We start from the raw sequence: 17480 nt of genomic DNA, 5'->3' as shown, positions 1-17480 counted from the left end.
GATAAATTCGATATAAAATTAACCATTAAGTTTAATTTCTGCAGGCATGTTGAAGGCAAATATTCCGGTAAAACCTAACATCGTTTAAAAAAGAGTACTTTTGCCTTGAAAACGTCCAATATACTGGCATTAACGTATATAGATGGAAACGCCTAAAGTGAAGATAAGCAGCAACAGAATCTATTTTATAGATGCAATCCGTGCATTTGCCATCTTAATGATGTTGCAAGGGCATTTTGTTAGTTCGTTATTAGCTGAAGAATTTAAAGATAAAACGAACTTCTTCTACAACCTATGGGAATATTTTAGAGGTATCACAGCTCCCATGTTCTTTACCATAACTGGTTTTGTTTTTGTCTTTTTGTTACTCAAAAAAGGCCAAAAAGGATTCCAAAATCCTAGAGTTAAAAAAGGAATTAAACGAGCCCTAAAACTCATTTTATGGGGCTACGCCTTACACTTTAGTTTAACCTCACTACTTTGGGGTAATTTGGGTAGTTATTTCTTCTTAATAAATGTATTACAGATTATAGGAATATCTATTTTATTAATAATCGGATTATATCTGCTGTTCTCTAAGGTCTCTGAAAAGATTTTTCAATATACCTTGTTATGTTTAGCGATAGTCATATTTCTTTGGGAACGCACTTATGCTGCCTACGACTTCGCTTTTTTACCTGAATTTTTGGCAAACTGGTTTACTAAAGCAAACGGATCGGTATTCACCATTTTTCCTTGGTTCGGCTATGTTTCGGCAGGTGGATTCATTGCATTGGTATTTAAAAATAATGTCGAAAGAACCGATTTTTACAAGTGGTTTATATACACCTTATTGATTATAGGATCGGTATTGTTATTTACTTCTAGCTGGTGTTTAGGTCTTATTTATGATCTTACTGGTATTGAAATTTTCTTCGCTTCTTCCAATTACAATTACCTGTTTACACGAATGGGCGATGTACTCATAATTTTTGCATTGTTTGCGATTTTCAGAAAGCGATTCGAAAGAAAACTAGTAGTTGATCTGGGTAGTAAGACACTTTCTATTTACATCATTCATTTTGTTATTCTCTATGGAAGTTTAACCGGAATAGGTCTTTCGAAATTCTTTTATAACAGTCTGAGTCCGATAGCTGCTTTCTTGGGAGCATTGACTTTTATACTTGTCGTTTGTATACTGGTTTTACAATACTACAGATTAGAGCCGGCGTTTTTTAGCTTGTTAGGTAGCCTAAAACAGAAAGGCTTACAATCTTTGATTCGCTTGAAAACAAATCTTGTTGCTCGCTACCGAATTATTAGACAGCGTACACGATAGATTTCTACAAAATCCACTTATTTTTGCCTGTATATGGCAAAGAAAAAGAAAAACAAGGTCAGCATTGGTAAAGCATTTAAAACCATTATCTGGCCTAGACGTAATCTCGTTTTTATAGGTCTTGTTTTAATCATTATTAGCCGACTTGCTAGTCTTGTATTGCCTTGGAAAACCAAGGTCTTGATGGATGAAATAATTCCCAAGGAACAAAAAGGTGAATTATTAAATCTCGTTTTAATTGTAGTTGCTGCAATTTTAGTGCAGGCGATAACCTCATTCTTATTAACTAAAATATTAAGCGTTCAAGCACAATTTTTAATATCGGAATTGCGAGCGCAGGTCCAGAAAAAGGTACTCTCCTTGCCTATTAGCTTTTTTGATAATACTAAATCCGGGGCATTAGTCTCCCGGATTATGAGTGATGTTGAAGGTGTTCGTAATTTGATCGGTACAGGCTTGGTCCAACTGGTCGGAGGAACGTTTACCGCTATTGTGTCTCTATTCATTCTTATTAGCCTGAATCCATGGATGACATTATTCGTATTCATTCCATTGTCAATTTTTGGAGTTATTGCCTTGAAAGCCTTTAAATACATACGCCCTATTTTTAGAAAAAGAGGTGTTATCAATGCCGAAGTTACCGGTAGACTAACAGAAACCTTAGCCGGCGTTCGGGTTATTAAAGGTTTTAATGCCGAACAACAGGAGAACAAATCATTTGAAGAAGGTGTAGATCGCTTATTTCAGAATGTAAAAAAGAGTTTGACAGCAACTGCTTTTATGACAAGCTCATCCACCTTTTTATTAGGTGTAGCTACAACCGGTATCTTAGGAATGGGTGGTTATTACATCATAGAAGGAAGCATGACAATCGGTGAGTTTTTATTCTTTACATTCATTTTAGGTCTAATGATCGCACCCATTGTTCAGATGAGTAATATTGGCAGTCAATTAACCGAAGCGCTTGCAGGTCTGGATCGTACAGAGGAGTTGATGAATATGACTCCTGAACAAAATGAACAAACTAGAAACCTTCCATTAACTAGCATTAAAGGAGATATCATATTTAATGATGTGTCTTTTGAATATGAAGAGGAAAAACAAGTAATTAATAATGTAAGTTTCGAAGCTAAGGCAGGATCGGTAACCGCTCTTGTTGGAAGTTCAGGTTCGGGAAAATCTACAATAGCCGGTTTAGCAGCAACATTTCTAAATCCAAAATCAGGATTAATCACCATTGATGATGTCGACCTATCAAAAGTAAAACTAAGTGATTATAGAAAGTATTTAGGAGTGGTTTTGCAGGATGAATTCTTGTTCGAAGGATCCATACGTCAAAACATTTTATTTCCCAGACCTAATGCGACTGAAGAAGAACTACAACAAGCCGCAAAGGCGGCCTATGTAAACGAGTTTACGGATCGATTTGACGAAGGCTTAGATACTCTTATCGGAGAGCGCGGAGTTAAATTATCTGGAGGACAACGCCAACGAATTGCTATTGCACGGGCCATTTTGGCTAATCCTAAAATTATCATCTTAGATGAAGCCACTTCGAATCTCGATACTGAAAGCGAAGCCTTAATTCAAAAAAGTTTAGCTGAGTTGATGAAAGGAAGAACAACTTTTGTTATTGCTCACAGGCTAAGCACTATTCGTAAAGCAGATCAAATACTTGTAATAGAAAAAGGAGAGATTGCTGAACGAGGCACTCACGATGATCTAATAGAAAAAGAAGGTCGCTATTTTGAGTTGTATACCTATCAGGCTAGAATATAGGGATACAAGACCGCTGCGCTACAAGAAATAAGATACAAGAAACGTTGAAAACGTCTGAGTTTCCCTCCTTGAGGAGGGATTAAGGGAGGTGTCCTTGCTTTGAGTTTCATCCAAAAGACCAACCCAAATACCATCGCAACAGTAGTTATATAGAATCATTAAAAACGAATTTATCTTATTTTTAATCTATATTTAATTTGATATGAAAGAGAATAACATTCGTGGTGGCGATGCCCCAATAAAAGTCGAGCTAGAAGCAAACAAGAATTATTCTTGGTGCAGCTGTGGTCACGGCGATCAACCTTTTTGTAATGGTACTCATAGAAAAGAAAAAGCTACTACTCCACTTACTTTTCAAGTTGAAGAGGCTAAAGAAGCTTGGTTATGCACCTGCAAGCTCACTAAAAATCCTCCGTATTGCGATGGTTCGCATAATGCATAACTGTTAGTTTAATTTATGCATGTCGACTGATTTAAAAAATTCGACATGCATAAAAAACTTCTTGCTCTCTATATACTTCTCTCCTTCAGCTTTACTTTAAGTGCTGAAGAATCTGATATATCTTATACAACGACATCCGATCAAATAGATCCGGTTATCAATCAGTTTTTGTCTTTATTATCTATAAGTGATACCAAGGTTCAAAAGGCAATTTTAAGCGATATTGAATCTAACTGGCAACCCGAATATGAAATCATGTTGCTAGAGATCATGTATTTTGCCGATGGCAATAAACTGCGCAGCGAATTACTAGGTGTGATGCAAAGAAAGACTGGGAAGAAATTCGCTTTTGATGCTAACAAATGGTATGAGTATTTGTGGAATAAACCACAAAAAATTCTACCAGATTACCATATTTTCAAAGCTAAACTTCACAGTTATTTAGACCGGAAATTCAGAGTTTATTTTATAGCTAGGCAAAAAGATGCGCTTATTCGTTTTGATGAAATTCGCTGGGGTGGTGTTAAACAAGATGGTATACCACCACTTCGCGATCCAGAAATGATTAATGCAAATGAAGCCGACTATTTAAATGACAATCATATCGTTTTTGGAATTTCGGTAAATGGAGATACTAGAGCATACCCTAAACGAATTTTAGCTTGGCATGAAATGTTTACCGATGTCGTTGGAAAGGTACCTGTTGCCGGCGTGTATTGCACACTTTGCGGCACCGTTATTCTATATGAAACCAAACACAAAGGCAAACAGCATAAAATGGGTACTAGTGGTTTTTTATATCGATCTAATAAATTAATGTACGATCAAGAAACCCAATCATTATGGAGTACTTTGGAAGGCAAACCAGTCGTAGGCCCCTTAGTTGGCAAAGGCATTCAGTTAGAATATCGCAGCGTTGTGACCACAACCTGGGGAGAATGGAAAAAATTGCATCCGGAAACCAAAGTACTCTCCTTAAATACGGGTTATAAAAGAGATTATGGTGAAGGTGTTGCTTATCAAAACTACTTCGCAACGGACAATCTCATGTTCAATGTACCTTCTGTAGATAAACAGTTAAAAAATAAAGCATCTATTCTAGCGATACGATTGGATGAGCACCCCAATGACCCGTTAGCCATTTCAGTTAAATTCCTAAAAAATAATCGGATTTACCATAACGAGATTAAAGGACGAAAATTTGTGGTCCTAACAAGCAGATCTCTAGCAAATCGGGTGTATGAAAGCCAGAACATTCAATTTAAAAATTACACAAAAGATGGTGATTTAATTGACACTAATGGAACTATTTGGAAAGTTACTGAAGATTATTTGAAGAGCAGTAAAGGTGATATTTTAAAAAGAATTCCCGCTTTTAATGCCTTTTGGTTTGGATGGCAAGCAGCCTATCCCAATACTCGATTGATTAAATAATTATCCTAATTTAGAGCATTGTAAATGCTTTAGTTAGATATTAATGAAACTACATACCAAAGTTATTACGCTTTTTATAGCGCTGTTGAGCCTTTCATGCTTCGAAAAGAAAAAAGAACCTATTGAGAAGACCCTAGATAACGAGTTAAAACAAAAGATTGGTCAAATGATCCTTGTGGGGTTTCGGGGTGATTCCATCCAGAAAGTGGATTCTATTTTAAAAGATCAACTCAAGAAAGGTGAAATCGGCGGCATAATTTTGTTCGATTATGACGTTGTATATAAAAAGGCTGATCGCAATATCAAATCTCCTGATCAACTTAAAAAACTCATCGCCGATTTACAGTCACTAAACGAGGATCAGCTCTTTATTTCTATTGATCAAGAAGGTGGTAAAGTAAGTCGCTTAAAACCGAAATACGGATTCCCTGAAAGTGTTTCAGCTAAATATTTAGGTCAAATAGATGATGTTGATACGACTTTATTGTATGCGGAACGCAACGTCAAAACTTTAAAAAGTCTAGGAATTAATCTCAATTTCGCACCAGTTGTTGATATGGATATCAATCCAAATAATCCGGTTATTGGTGGTTATGAGCGTAGCTACTCTAAAAAAGCAGAAATCGTCGAAAAACATGCAGCCATTTGGATTGATGCCCACGCCGAAGCAGGAATTATCTCCACCTTAAAACACTTTCCAGGCCATGGTAGCGCCGATGCAGATTCACATAAAGGTATTACGGATATCACTAATTTTTGGTCTGTGGAAGAGCTTATTCCTTTTAGAAAGTTAAGTGCCAAAAAATCAATGGGAATTATGACAGCCCATGTTATGAACAAAGAATTGGATTCCACTTATCCTGCTACCCTATCTAAAAATGTCATCAAAAAAATAATACGAAATAACTTCGAGTTCAATGGCTTGGTTTTTTCAGATGATCTACAAATGAAGGCTGTGAATGCCATGTTTCCCTTTGAAACCATATTGAAAAAAGCCATTGAAGCGGATGTTGATGTATTGGTTGTTGGAAATAACTTAGAATATGACCCTGATATCGCTTCTAAAATGATCAACGCCATTTATAAAATGGTACAAAGTGGTGAAATTACTGAAGAGCGGATTGAAGAGTCGTATCAACGAGTATTAAAGGCTAAGAAGAGTATATAAATCCTTTTTTAATATGAAATTCAGATCAGTTATGCTGAACTTGTTTCAGCATCTCACGATTTAATGAGACCCTGAAATGAATTCAGGGTGACGATTGAGCTTAAGAATTTTAGCATAATCAAAAAACGTTATTAGGAAATCATAATTTCCTAATAACGTTTTACTATTAACTTAATAATTAGAGGCTATACTATACGTGTAAAGCCCGATCCTCGGTTGCAGCCAAGGCAGCTTCTTTAACGGCCTCTGCATAGGTTGGATGCGCGTGACTCATTCTCGCCATGTCCTCCGCACTAGCTCTAAATTCCATTGCAGTAACTGCTTCGGTAATTAAATCAGCACAACGAGCACCAATCATATGAACTCCTAATACTTCATCTGTATTTGCATCTGCTAGGATTTTCACAAAACCGTCGATATCCATACTCGCCCGTGCTCTACCTAAAGCACGCATAGGAAACTGTCCTACTTTGTAAGCTACTCCCGCTTCTTTTAATTCTTCTTCTGTCTTACCTACTGCAGCAACTTCTGGCCAAGTATATACTACACCTGGAATCAAATTGTAATCAATATGTGGTTTTTGCCCTGCAAGTTGTTCAGCAACAACGACGCCTTCCTCTTCAGCTTTGTGAGCTAGCATCGCACCTCGGATAACATCGCCAATGGCATAAATATTTGACGCTGTTGTTTGCAGGTGTTCATTTACTTCTACTTGTCCACGATCATTCAACTTTACGCCTGCTGCTTCAGCATTCAATCCATCAGTATAGGGTCTTCTTCCAACAGAAACTAGGCAATAGTCTCCTTTGAATTCTACTTCATTCCCTTTTTTATCATCAGCCTTAACGATAACTTCATCACCAACGCGTTCTACTGATTTTACTTTATGTGAAAGATGAAATTTCGCTTTCTGCTTTTTCATTACTTTCATCAATTCTTTTGAAAGTGCAGCATCCATTCCTGGAATAATGCGATCCATATATTCGATCACAGTAACATCAGAACCTAGTCTTTTGTATACCTGACCTAATTCCAATCCGATTACACCACCACCAATAACGATCATGTGTTTTGGAATTTCCTTAAGCTTTAAAGCTTCAGTTGAAGTAATTATTCGCTCTTTATCAATTTTTATAAATGGTAAGGTCGAAGGTTTAGAACCTGTCGCGATGATAGTATTTTTTGCCTCTATTGTTTCCATCTTTCCATCGGCCTTGGCTATATTTATATGAGTTGCATCTTTAAAACTACCTGAACCTTCAAAAACATCGATCTTATTTTTTCCCATTAGGAATTCAATTCCCTTAGTAGTCTGGTCTACAACTGCCTGTTTACGACCAATCATTTTTTCTAAGTTCACCTTTACCTCGCCTGGAATTTCAATACCATGCTCTTCAAAATGCTTCACTGCATCTTCGTAATGATGAGATGAATCTAACAAGGCTTTTGAAGGAATACAGCCAACATTAAGACAAGTACCGCCTAGTGTAGAATACTTCTCGATTATTGCTGTTTTCATTCCCAATTGTGCGCAACGAATTGCTGCAACATATCCTCCTGGTCCTGAGCCTATAACGGCTACATCGTATGAACTCATAATGTATCTTTAAGTCGATTTTTATTTGGTACACAAAAATAGAGATTCCATTTTAGATTTTAGTGATTAGATAGGAGATTCTAAAGCCAGCTACCAGGTTGACTAAGTCGCTAAAAAAATCCAGTAGTTTGTAGTGAACTATTCAAGAAGGAAATGCCAACATATCACCCATTCCGACAGTAAACAACCAGCAACCGTAAATAGCGTGTTCTATCGATACCATCAAGGTAGAGCGCTCGTTGTAATAGGTATAGGCAAATAACAATCCTCCTAAAAATGTAAGCACAGCGACCAAAATATTCTTAAGAAAAATATGAGCTAAGGAAAAAACAATTGCATTGATAAAAATAAGCTGCCATTTAGAATTAAAAAAAACCTCATATCGCTTAAAAAAGAAAGTTCGATACAGTAATTCCTGCGGGTAGACCGAAAAAAAAGTATATACAAAAAGGATGATAACGTACAGTTGTGGTTTAGTTAGTAAAACAGAAAACAATTTTTCTGGAGCTACCAAATAAACATACATACAAGTAATGAAAATTATTACACCAAGTTTAACTAGGGTGGATTGCCAAAATCTTGGCCAATAAAGATCTTTATTGATTTTGAAGGATAGCTTTTCGACCTTAAGAAGCACATACAACATATAGATAAATCCTAAAAGTCCAATAACCCCTTTTAAAATTGGGTTGTAGCTAAAGGCATAGCTTACCGGAATTAGAATAAATATGATCAAAAACTCGATCGCCCGATAGGTAGAAAAGGATTTGTTATAGGTAACTGTATTCACCTTCTAAAAATACCAAATAAATGGCATTAAACAGCGATTGCACTACTGTTTTTAACCTCGCTCATAATAAATGAACTGTGCGTATTACCTATGTGTTCGATTGAAGTTAGCTTGGTAACCATAAAATCTCGATAGGCGTCCATATCCTTAACTAACACATGCAAAATGTAGTCGTAATCGCCACTAACATGGAAACAAGACTTAACCTCATCTAGTTCCTGTACCTTTTTTTCAAAAGCAGTCAAAAAAGTCTTGCTGTGCCGCACCAACCCAACATGACAAAAAACTGTAAAACCTTTATTTACTTTCTCTTTATCCACCAAGGCAACATAGTCCGTGATTATTTGAGCTCGTTCTAACTTACGAATACGCTCATAAACTGCAGTAACCGATAAATCTAAATGCAATGAAAGTTGTTTGGTCGTCTGTTTGCTATTGGCTTGCAATAACGCAAGTAATTTGCGATCCGTAATATCCAGCTCCATAAGATGATTATTCTATAAAATTGAATCAAATATAACATTTATAGATAATAAATCTATAAATATCAATTATATATGAATTTAAATCTAAATTACTCAATAATCATTGATTTTTAGACACTGATTAACGAATTTTGATATATAACTAAATAGCTTTCCCATGAAATTTAAACCAGCAAACAACATACAAGACCTTCAGTATTTTGGCGAATTTGGCGGAGTGAATCCCTCAATTTCAGATTCATCAACCTATACTTTTTTATCGGCAAAAACCATGTTCGATACCTTTGAAGGGAATGCCGATGGTTGTTATTTATACTCTAGACATTCTTCACCCAGCAATTTATATTTAGGCGAAGCTTTAGCTGCTATGGAAGGCACCGAAACCGCTACGGTAACGTCTTCAGGTATGGGAGCTATCACTCCAGTAGTATTACAACTATGTGAAGCAGGTGATCATATAATTTCGAGTAGAACGATCTATGGTGGAACCTATGCATTCCTAAAAAACTTCACGCCACGTTTGGGAATTGATACTTCATTCGTCGATATCACAAAATTAGATATTGTAGAAGCTGCCATTACCTCAAATACAAAAGTGATTTATTGTGAATCGGTTAGTAATCCATTATTAGAAGTTGCAGATATAAAAGCGTTGTCAGAGCTTGCTAAAAAACACGGATTAAAGCTGGTAGTAGATAATACATTCTCTCCCTTAAGTATCTCACCTGCGGAATTAGGAGCTGATGTAGTGATACACAGTTTGACAAAGTTCATCAACGGATCAAGCGATACGGTTGGTGGTGTTGTTTGTGGTACTCAAGAGTTTATTGACCAGCTTCGAAATGTAAATGATGGTGCCTGCATGCTTTTAGGATCTACAATGGACAGCCTTCGAGCATCAAGTATTTTAAAGAACCTTCGCACCCTTCATATTAGGATTAAGAAACACAGCGAGAATGCGATGTACTTGGCCGAGAAATTTCAAGAAGACGGGCTAAAAACTGTCTATCCAGGGCTTAAATCACACCCTAGTCATAATATATTCAGTTCAATGATGAATATGGAATATGGGTATGGCGGTATGTTAACTATTGATGTTGGATCTTTAGATAAGGCGAATGCCTTAATGGAACTAATGCAAAAAGAAAACTTAGGATACCTTGCCGTAAGTCTTGGTTTTTATAAAACCTTATTTAGTGCTCCAGGTAGTTCTACTTCTTCTGAAATTCCTGAGGAAGAACAAACAGAAATGGGATTAACAGATGGGTTAATTCGCTTTTCTATTGGGCTGGACAACGATATAGAACGTACCTACCAGCAAATGAAAAGTTGTTTACAACAACTAAATATACTCGATAAAACAAATAATTTAGAAACGGCGAACATCTAAACTGCTCATTTCTGTCGTATTTTCTGTAAGCTTGCCAAGATATATCTTGCTAATTCGGAGGGATAAATTCTCATTCTTTAGTTATATATAGCTGTTTTGCAGGCATTATTATTAACCAAATAACTCAAATGTAATGAGAAAACTAATCTGCCTTATAGCATTTTCCCTAATGATCGGTACAACGACTTTACAAGCCCAAGATAGCTACGATACGGCAATCGGACTAGGATTGGACTTTGGAGAAGGATCAACTTTTGTTGGACCATCTGTAAAACATTTTTTTGACAGTAATAATGCCGGGCTTGCCGAAGTAACTTTTGCGAATGATGTTACCTCCTTGACCGCTTTGTATCAATATAATGATGCATTCCCAAATGCTGGTGGCTTAAAATGGTTTGCTGGTGCAGGATTTTCAATCGCCTTTTTTGATGGCGGATCGGATTTCTTTTTAAGACCAACAGCCGGACTAGATTTCAAAATTTCCAACGTTCCTCTTTCAATTACTTTTGATTGGAGACCGGCAATTTTCTTGGGAGATGCCAATGGAGGGGATACATTTGAACCAGCCCGCTTTGGGCTAGGTTTTAGGTATTGCCTTAATTAAACTATTCATACGCCATTTAAAAAGCCATCAAAATTGATGGCTTTTTTTGTTCTCATACTTCTGAAACTACTTCACATTTGCATAGCTATTAGCAAAATCGTAACATTACCGTACGATTAAACTACCAAACTCAATGCAAGACGAAAATATCAACCCGCTAAACCCTGAAAATGAAAATATTGTTGAGAATAAAGAACTTAATATTTGGGAAGCATTAATTCCTGTTTTTGTCTTAGTGGGGCTATTGGCCTTTAATGTTTATGTATATGGTGATAATGCATTAAGCGGAAGTAATCAATTTATATTATTAATTGGGGCGGCAGTTGCCGCGATTGTAGGCTATTTTAACAAAGTATCTTACAAACAAATGCTCGAAGAAGTTGCAGAGAACGTCCGATCCACAACCGGAGCCATATTAATTTTACTAATGGTTGGAGCATTGGCTGGAACCTGGTTAATTAGTGGGATTATCCCATCCATGATTTATTATGGTCTACAAATTTTAAATCCAACAATTTTTCTAGCTGCCAGTGTTATTATATGTGCTGTTATATCTATTGCAACGGGTAGCTCTTGGACTACATCGGCAACGGTGGGTATTGCACTTATTGGTATTGGAGAAACACTTGGGATTTCATTGGGTATGACCGCGGGAGCAGTTTTATCTGGGGCATATTTTGGTGATAAAATGTCACCATTAAGTGACACCACAAACCTTGCCCCCGCAATGGCTGGAGGTGAACTTTTTAGTCATATTAAATATATGACCTATACTACGGTACCAACGATTGTTGTGACATTTATTGTTTTTATTATAATAGGATTGAGCATCGACACAAGTGGTGCTGCTGATACGGCTTCAATTCTCAAATCAATCAAAGGTTCATTTAATATTTCAGGCTGGCTATTTCTAGTTCCTGTTATTGTAATCTTATTAATCATTAGAAAAACTCCACCTCTGATTGCCCTACTAGCAGGTACGCTTTTAGGTGGACTTTTTGCTATTATTTTTCAATCAGGAATTATTTGGAACAATGGCTTAAAATATAGCTTATCTGAAATTCCTGCGAAATATGAAAAGATCCTCGATTGGGATGGTGGTAAATACAACTATTATGATCCTGGGACGCATTCGTTAGTATCTAACGATAATTCGATAACCTTAAAGAATAATAGTCTAGAATTATCGGCTCCGAATGCTGCTATAACCAATTCCAAATCGAGCACCGTTGAAGTAATTAAGGAAGGAAATGTTATAGATAAGTTCGAAATCAAAGGATCACCAACTTCATTCATGCAGAGCGCTTATTTCGCTGTTATGGGTGCAATTACAATAGACAGTGCTGTAGAAACGTCGAACAGCGAGTTGAATGATTTGTTTTCTTCTGGCGGAATGAAAGGCATGCTCGGCACGATTTGGCTAATTATTTGTGCAATGGTATTTGGGGGTGTTATGGATGCGATTGGAGCATTAGCTAGAATTAGTCGTGCACTGCTTAGCCTTGCAACAACAACCTTCGGATTGTTTGCGAGCACCGTTGCTAGTTGTTTGGCACTAAATGTCACTGCATCCGATCAGTATTTAGCATTAGTAGTACCCGGTAAAATGTTCAGTAAAGCATATCGCGATCGTGGACTTGCCCCCGAAAATTTATCAAGAACGCTTGAGGATTCTGGTACAGTAACTTCTGTTCTAATACCATGGAACACCTGTGGTGCTTATCAAAGTGGGGTCTTGGGAGTACCGGTTGCTGATTATTTCTTTTATGCGATTTTCAACTGGCTAAGTCCGTTTATGACCTTGCTGTTTGCAGCTTTCAATATTAAGATTAAGCAGCTGGTTCAGGAGGTAAAAGCAGCCTAAGTTTAACTGTTATTTAATTCAAACTAGAACAACACTTTATATAGTTTTTCGTTTTTACAAAAACCAACTTAAAACACTATGCTATTATTCGCTGAGCAACAAGGCTTATTAGAGGTTATTAAATACACCGTACCAACAATCGTTACGGGTATGATTGCTTATTACTTTTTTCGTTTACACACAAAAAATGAGGATGGTCGAAGACGATTTCTTCTTAAAAAAGATTTGCAAGTAAATGCATTGCCACAACGTTTGCAGGCATACGAGCGTATGACATTGTTTTTAGAGCGCATAGTGCCTTCAAAACTCCTTATTCGTGTAAAACCTAATGGAGAGGATAAACTGGCCTATGAAGCCTTGCTAGTGAACAATATTGAAACGGAGTTTGAACACAATCTTGCACAGCAAATTTATATGACAAATGAATGTTGGGGTGTTATCAACTCAGCTAAGAACGCCACTATTCGCTTAATACGCACAACCAATATGAGTGCGAAAGTCGAAAATGCTGATAAGCTCAGAGAAGCAATTTTAAGTGAAATGTTGGATAAACAGGCACCTTCAGCGACAGCTTTGTCTTTTATAAAAGAAGAGATTTCGGATATTTGGTAATCCTAGTGACTATCTTAAGTTAACATTACCATCTTTGGCCTTAGCATATTCATAGCCTTGCTCCCACCACTCTTTCATTGCCTTTTTATTGAACACTAATGAGTTTTCGGTAAGTTTTGTTGGTGTATAATATCGGTTTAAAGTAATATTCTTATTCTTTGCTGCCAATTTACCAATGGTTATATCGTGTCTTTCAATTTGATCCAATAAATAACCAAACAAACTAACCATCAATGAAAACGGGTTTTTACCAATCACCTTCTGATAATCCATATTTTCCGATTCTAAAATAATAGCGTCTACCGTTGTTGCTCCTCTATTAATTGCTTCTCGTATGGGCACAACACTACCAAAACCACCATCGGCATATTGATAGCCATTTTTTTCGACCAGAGACATAAAGGGAATGTAATTACAAGAAATCCATATCCATTCGCAAAAGTCTTCATAGCTAAAATCATTAATACTTTTGTATTCGGTGCGATTTTTGGTCAAGTTCGAAACGGTAACAATAACGTCTTTTGCTTTGTAATGAATTTTCTCATAATCATCGGTTGAGAAATTCTTTTTTATTGTACGAAGTAAATTTCTGCTTTCACCAAACGTACGCTTTCCTTTTATAAGTTGCCACAATACATTTAAGTGATTTATCGAAACGTACTCCTGCCCTTTTTTATGCTTTACTAAAAAGGGATTGTTGCTAAATATTTTTCGTTGATTAACACTTGTATATATATCATGAATCTTGTCGATCTGACCATTTGCTAAAAAGGGAATTAGTAAACTACCAGTAGAAGTCCCAACAAAAAGATCATATTCATGTCCTTTTGTTTTCATTAAAAACTCGGCTATACCTCCGGCAAATGCGCCTTTGCTACCGCCACCACTTATTACAAGTGCGCGCATAAAATTCGGGTTGCTTTTATATTACTATTTCGTTGGCATCAGCTTCTTTACGTTTCGCATACTTAAAGCCACGTTTCCACCAATCAGTCATTTGCTCTTTGTCAAAAATAAGTGAATTCGTTGTCAGAATAGTAGGTGTATAATAAAAATTGATGACCACATCCTTGTGAGATGCAGCAAACTTGCCAATTTGAATGTTTTGATATTCAATTCTGTCCGCCATAAAATTAAATACGTTGGTAATTAATGAAAAGGCATTTCTTGATGGCATTCTGTTAATACTAGTTATTTCGGTTGCTAGGATTATTGCATCGATTTCAGTAGCTCCCCGCTTTACTGCTTCTTCCAAAGGAATCATGCAACCTAAGCCGCCATCCGCATATTCATAATGATTTTTCCGTACTAGCGACATAAAAGGAGTATAGTTACAAGAAATCCATATCCAGTCGATAAAGTCATCATAGTCGAAATCCTTGATCGATTTGTATTCTACCTGATTTAAAGAGAGGTTAGATACGGTAACAATTACCTCTTTTGGTCCTGACTTGATTTCTTGAAACTCCTCTTTGCTTATAGATCTAACAATCAATTCTCTCAAATTATGGCTATCACCAAAGGTCTTTTGCCCCTTTAAAAAATTAATGAGCACATTTATATGATTGATACCTATTTGTTGAACACCATACTTCTTTTTAACTGTAAAAGGGCAGTTGCTAAAAATGCTGTTTTGGTCAACGGAGGTATAGATATCCTTTATCTTTTCTACTTTTCCTAATGAAAGATGAGAAATAAGTAAGCTTCCTGTAGAGGTACCTAAATAAAGATCATAATCCCTCTGCTTCTCTTCTATTAAATATTGAGAAACACCTCCTGCGAATGCTCCTTTACTTCCACCACCGCTAATTACGAGTGCTTTCATTTGGTTTGTAGTTGTTTTAAAACTGATTGTTCTGATGAAGAAAGCTTGGCAGCCAATTTTTTAAACCGCTCTTGCCAAGTAGTATCCTCTAACAGGCTTTGTAGTGTTTTTTTGGCAAAACTTGCAAAACGCCAATTTGGATGTGTCGCTGCATTGATCAAGTCGAGTAAATTTTGATCGTTATATGCCGCTAATTCAATTAAATAACGAAATGCATTTTCTCGTATTTCGAAACTGTATTTTGGTGATGTATATGAAGACAGTTCTTGATACCAACTTGCTTTGTTTTCTTCATTATAATCCGAAGTCACTAATGCCAAGGCAAGCCATAAAGTTCTAATATTCTTGTTTCGTAAGCCCTCTACACCCTTTGTCTTATCTAAATAAGTCATGCGCATATCCGGAAAATTAGCCCACAATCTAAATAGTGCATTCTCTTGTGTGATATAGGATTCATCATCTAAAAGCGACTCAAACTCCGCTTGAAGTTCTTGCGGAATTTCATTTACTGCTCCAATTATGTACTGTCTTAATTTAAGGTCGTCAGTTGCAAGTGCCTGTTTCAATAATGCAACTCTAAAAGGTACAACATCATCCTTTATTTGATCAATTACTTCAGTTTTTACGGGATAATAAACAGCTGCATCTAAAACCTTTTTAAAGAACTCGTAGCGCTCATTACTTTTCTTTTTTGACGGATGCTGAAATTCATTTTGGGTGACCTCGAATAGTCGATCGATAAAAAAGTCAGGCTGTGCTATTAAACTTGCCATTGCTTCTTCATAAGGAAAATGCTTTGACTGCAGCCATAGTTCAACAAACTCGACCAAGTCCTTACCACTAGTCAATTCTACTTCGGCCATAAAATCGTTTGTGGTAACATTTTTAAACTGATATTTTTTTAAATAATTCTTTATTGCAAGCTCAAATGCCTCATCACCGACTTCTTCTCGAAGCATATGCAAGGCCCAAGCACCTTTTTGATAAAAAGTTAAACTGCTAGCCTTCGGATTTAGTAAGGATTCACCCTTTCCTTGTTGGGAAAGTTCGTTCAACTGCTCGGCGGATTCATATAATCGTTGACTATAATAGGCTGCTCCAAAAACTTCTCTTTCGGCTAATAAGGCATAGTAGGTTGCAAAACCTTCATGTAACCAATGATCTGTTCCCGAAACTTCGGTAACTAAATTACCGAACCATTGGTGCGCTAGTTCATGTGCATTGACATTAACATAATTGTTATCCGAAAACCCTATTGAATCGACCATAAAACTATTCGCAAAAATGGTTGCGCCTGTATTTTCCATCCCGGCGTATAAAAAATCACGGACAGGAATTTGCTTATAATTTTGCCAAGGAAAAGGAACACCAATTTCAGCTTCTAGAAAATCGAATATTTGTTGGGTATATCTATAGGTAGGCTCCACCTTATTGGCATCACTTGGGTGATAGTAATTAACTAGTGGTATACCAGAGTTCGATATGAGCTTTTGAGATTCATAATTACCTATTGCCACAGCAACTAAATAACTGCTCATAGGCTGTTGCATATCATATTGCCACTGAGTTTTCCCATTGTTCGTGTTGGATTCAACTAATTTTCCATTTGTAATTACCTGATAGTTTTTATCAAACCTAATGGTAAGATCAAACTCGATCTTGTCGTTCATATAGTCAAGGCTAGGTAACCAATGACTGGTATATTTTCCTTGACCTTGAGTCCAAACTTGTTTTATAGCGCTTTCAGTATCCCATCCAAAGAAGTACATTGTTTTTTTAGGAAAAGCTTTATATGAAAATGAGATTTTATAGATCTTATTGGCTTTAAAATCACCCTTGAACTCAATCTTATTTTTAGCACTAGATACTAAAACTTTATCCGATTTCAATTCTCCTAACAACTCCATATTGCGAGCATCGAGGTATACCATTGAAGTATCTTTCAATACCTTAAATTGAACCGCTACGCTTCCTTCAACTGTTTTCTGATATGGGTCTATATACAGTACCGCTTGCAACTTTTCGAAATCTACAACAGTTGCTTGCTGCGCATGGCATACAAGCGTGATGAATAGTAAAAGGAACAAAAATCGAATTCTCATGTATCAACTTAATCAATAACTACTCCAAAGTAACGAAATGCATTCCCAATATATTTTTGATTTGCCATAA

The 17480-nt window shown here is 36.5% G+C and carries 15 protein-coding genes; 9 read left to right on the top strand and 6 right to left on the bottom strand.

Annotated features, from left to right (window positions below):
* The first annotated feature begins 142 nt into the window (after nucleotides 1–142).
* The 5 genes from GWK10_RS03990 to GWK10_RS03970 all read left to right on the top strand — a co-directional run bounded on the left by GWK10_RS03990 (nucleotide 143) and on the right by GWK10_RS03970 (nucleotide 6141).
* Complete coding sequence (locus GWK10_RS03990; protein ID WP_164029629.1) at nucleotides 143–1318, top strand: heparan-alpha-glucosaminide N-acetyltransferase domain-containing protein; 1176 nt, start codon at nucleotides 143–145, stop codon at nucleotides 1316–1318.
* 33 nt (nucleotides 1319–1351) lie between these two features.
* Nucleotides 1352–3097: an ABC transporter ATP-binding protein gene (locus tag GWK10_RS03985; RefSeq protein WP_164029628.1), complete on the top strand. Its 1746-nt coding sequence runs from the start codon at nucleotides 1352–1354 to the stop codon at nucleotides 3095–3097.
* A gap of 202 nt (nucleotides 3098–3299) precedes the next feature.
* Nucleotides 3300–3539: a CDGSH iron-sulfur domain-containing protein gene (locus tag GWK10_RS03980; protein WP_164029627.1), complete on the top strand. Its 240-nt coding sequence runs from the start codon at nucleotides 3300–3302 to the stop codon at nucleotides 3537–3539.
* Between the two features lie 45 nt (nucleotides 3540–3584).
* The gene (locus GWK10_RS03975) at nucleotides 3585–4973 is read left to right on the top strand and encodes a DUF3179 domain-containing protein (protein WP_164029626.1); all 1389 of its coding nucleotides are present in this window, start codon (nucleotides 3585–3587) and stop codon (nucleotides 4971–4973) included.
* 43 nt (nucleotides 4974–5016) lie between these two features.
* Nucleotides 5017–6141 (top strand): glycoside hydrolase family 3 protein, encoded by a 1125-nt coding sequence (locus GWK10_RS03970; RefSeq protein ID WP_164029625.1) that lies wholly within the window; start codon nucleotides 5017–5019, stop codon nucleotides 6139–6141.
* A gap of 190 nt (nucleotides 6142–6331) precedes the next feature.
* Here GWK10_RS03970 and lpdA read toward each other — a convergent pair whose 3' ends face one another.
* The 3 genes from lpdA to GWK10_RS03955 all read right to left on the bottom strand — a co-directional run bounded on the left by lpdA (nucleotide 6332) and on the right by GWK10_RS03955 (nucleotide 9013).
* On the bottom strand, nucleotides 6332–7738 hold the full coding sequence (gene lpdA, locus GWK10_RS03965; RefSeq protein WP_164029624.1) for a dihydrolipoyl dehydrogenase: 1407 nt from the start codon (nucleotides 7736–7738) through the stop codon (nucleotides 6332–6334).
* A 142-nt stretch (nucleotides 7739–7880) separates the two neighbouring features.
* Nucleotides 7881–8528, bottom strand: a complete 648-nt coding sequence (locus GWK10_RS03960; protein WP_164029623.1) for a CPBP family intramembrane glutamic endopeptidase — start codon at nucleotides 8526–8528, stop codon at nucleotides 7881–7883.
* Nucleotides 8529–8554: 26 nt separating this feature from the next.
* The gene (locus GWK10_RS03955) at nucleotides 8555–9013 is read right to left on the bottom strand and encodes an Lrp/AsnC family transcriptional regulator (protein WP_164029622.1); all 459 of its coding nucleotides are present in this window, start codon (nucleotides 9011–9013) and stop codon (nucleotides 8555–8557) included.
* Between the two features lie 157 nt (nucleotides 9014–9170).
* On the opposite strand from GWK10_RS03955, the gene GWK10_RS03950 reads away from it, so the two are divergent.
* The 4 genes from GWK10_RS03950 to GWK10_RS03935 all read left to right on the top strand — a co-directional run bounded on the left by GWK10_RS03950 (nucleotide 9171) and on the right by GWK10_RS03935 (nucleotide 13483).
* The gene (locus tag GWK10_RS03950) at nucleotides 9171–10403 is read left to right on the top strand and encodes an aminotransferase class I/II-fold pyridoxal phosphate-dependent enzyme (RefSeq protein WP_164029621.1); all 1233 of its coding nucleotides are present in this window, start codon (nucleotides 9171–9173) and stop codon (nucleotides 10401–10403) included.
* 133 nt (nucleotides 10404–10536) lie between these two features.
* On the top strand, nucleotides 10537–11007 hold the full coding sequence (locus GWK10_RS03945; protein ID WP_164029620.1) for a hypothetical protein: 471 nt from the start codon (nucleotides 10537–10539) through the stop codon (nucleotides 11005–11007).
* Between the two features lie 133 nt (nucleotides 11008–11140).
* Nucleotides 11141–12871, top strand: coding sequence for a Na+/H+ antiporter NhaC family protein (locus tag GWK10_RS03940; protein ID WP_164029619.1), 1731 nt, complete (start codon nucleotides 11141–11143; stop codon nucleotides 12869–12871).
* Between the two features lie 78 nt (nucleotides 12872–12949).
* Nucleotides 12950–13483 (top strand): DUF7935 family protein, encoded by a 534-nt coding sequence (locus tag GWK10_RS03935; RefSeq protein WP_164029618.1) that lies wholly within the window; start codon nucleotides 12950–12952, stop codon nucleotides 13481–13483.
* A 9-nt stretch (nucleotides 13484–13492) separates the two neighbouring features.
* Here GWK10_RS03935 and GWK10_RS03930 read toward each other — a convergent pair whose 3' ends face one another.
* The 3 genes from GWK10_RS03930 to GWK10_RS03920 are packed head-to-tail and all read right to left on the bottom strand — an operon-like array spanning nucleotide 13493 to nucleotide 17410.
* Nucleotides 13493–14389: a patatin-like phospholipase family protein gene (locus tag GWK10_RS03930; RefSeq protein ID WP_164029617.1), complete on the bottom strand. Its 897-nt coding sequence runs from the start codon at nucleotides 14387–14389 to the stop codon at nucleotides 13493–13495.
* Between the two features lie 16 nt (nucleotides 14390–14405).
* Nucleotides 14406–15308 (bottom strand): patatin-like phospholipase family protein, encoded by a 903-nt coding sequence (locus GWK10_RS03925; protein ID WP_164029616.1) that lies wholly within the window; start codon nucleotides 15306–15308, stop codon nucleotides 14406–14408.
* Complete coding sequence (locus GWK10_RS03920; RefSeq protein ID WP_164029615.1) at nucleotides 15305–17410, bottom strand: M1 family metallopeptidase; 2106 nt, start codon at nucleotides 17408–17410, stop codon at nucleotides 15305–15307. Before GWK10_RS03920 ends, GWK10_RS03925 begins: the two co-directional genes overlap by 4 nt.
* Nucleotides 17411–17480 lie beyond the last annotated feature (70 nt).

The sequence above is a fragment of the Spongiivirga citrea genome (genome assembly GCF_010671565.1).
GTDB classification, from domain to species: Bacteria; Bacteroidota; Bacteroidia; order Flavobacteriales; family Flavobacteriaceae; genus Spongiivirga; species Spongiivirga citrea.
The sequence above is the reverse complement of the archived record's forward strand: the minus strand, read 5'-3'. Positions and strand labels throughout refer to the sequence as shown.

Coding starts and splice junctions, on each gene's coding strand:
- GWK10_RS03990 (WP_164029629.1), top strand. CDS start 143: ATGGAAACGCCTAAAGTGAAGATAAGCAGCAACAGAATCTATTTTATA.
- GWK10_RS03985 (WP_164029628.1), top strand. CDS start 1,352: ATGGCAAAGAAAAAGAAAAACAAGGTCAGCATTGGTAAAGCATTTAAA.
- GWK10_RS03980 (WP_164029627.1), top strand. CDS start 3,300: ATGAAAGAGAATAACATTCGTGGTGGCGATGCCCCAATAAAAGTCGAG.
- GWK10_RS03975 (WP_164029626.1), top strand. CDS start 3,585: ATGCATAAAAAACTTCTTGCTCTCTATATACTTCTCTCCTTCAGCTTT.
- GWK10_RS03970 (WP_164029625.1), top strand. CDS start 5,017: ATGAAACTACATACCAAAGTTATTACGCTTTTTATAGCGCTGTTGAGC.
- lpdA (WP_164029624.1), bottom strand. CDS start 7,738: ATGAGTTCATACGATGTAGCCGTTATAGGCTCAGGACCAGGAGGATAT.
- GWK10_RS03955 (WP_164029622.1), bottom strand. CDS start 9,013: ATGGAGCTGGATATTACGGATCGCAAATTACTTGCGTTATTGCAAGCC.
- GWK10_RS03950 (WP_164029621.1), top strand. CDS start 9,171: ATGAAATTTAAACCAGCAAACAACATACAAGACCTTCAGTATTTTGGC.
- GWK10_RS03945 (WP_164029620.1), top strand. CDS start 10,537: ATGAGAAAACTAATCTGCCTTATAGCATTTTCCCTAATGATCGGTACA.
- GWK10_RS03940 (WP_164029619.1), top strand. CDS start 11,141: ATGCAAGACGAAAATATCAACCCGCTAAACCCTGAAAATGAAAATATT.
- GWK10_RS03935 (WP_164029618.1), top strand. CDS start 12,950: ATGCTATTATTCGCTGAGCAACAAGGCTTATTAGAGGTTATTAAATAC.
- GWK10_RS03930 (WP_164029617.1), bottom strand. CDS start 14,389: ATGCGCGCACTTGTAATAAGTGGTGGCGGTAGCAAAGGCGCATTTGCC.
- GWK10_RS03925 (WP_164029616.1), bottom strand. CDS start 15,308: ATGAAAGCACTCGTAATTAGCGGTGGTGGAAGTAAAGGAGCATTCGCA.
- GWK10_RS03920 (WP_164029615.1), bottom strand. CDS start 17,410: ATGAGAATTCGATTTTTGTTCCTTTTACTATTCATCACGCTTGTATGC.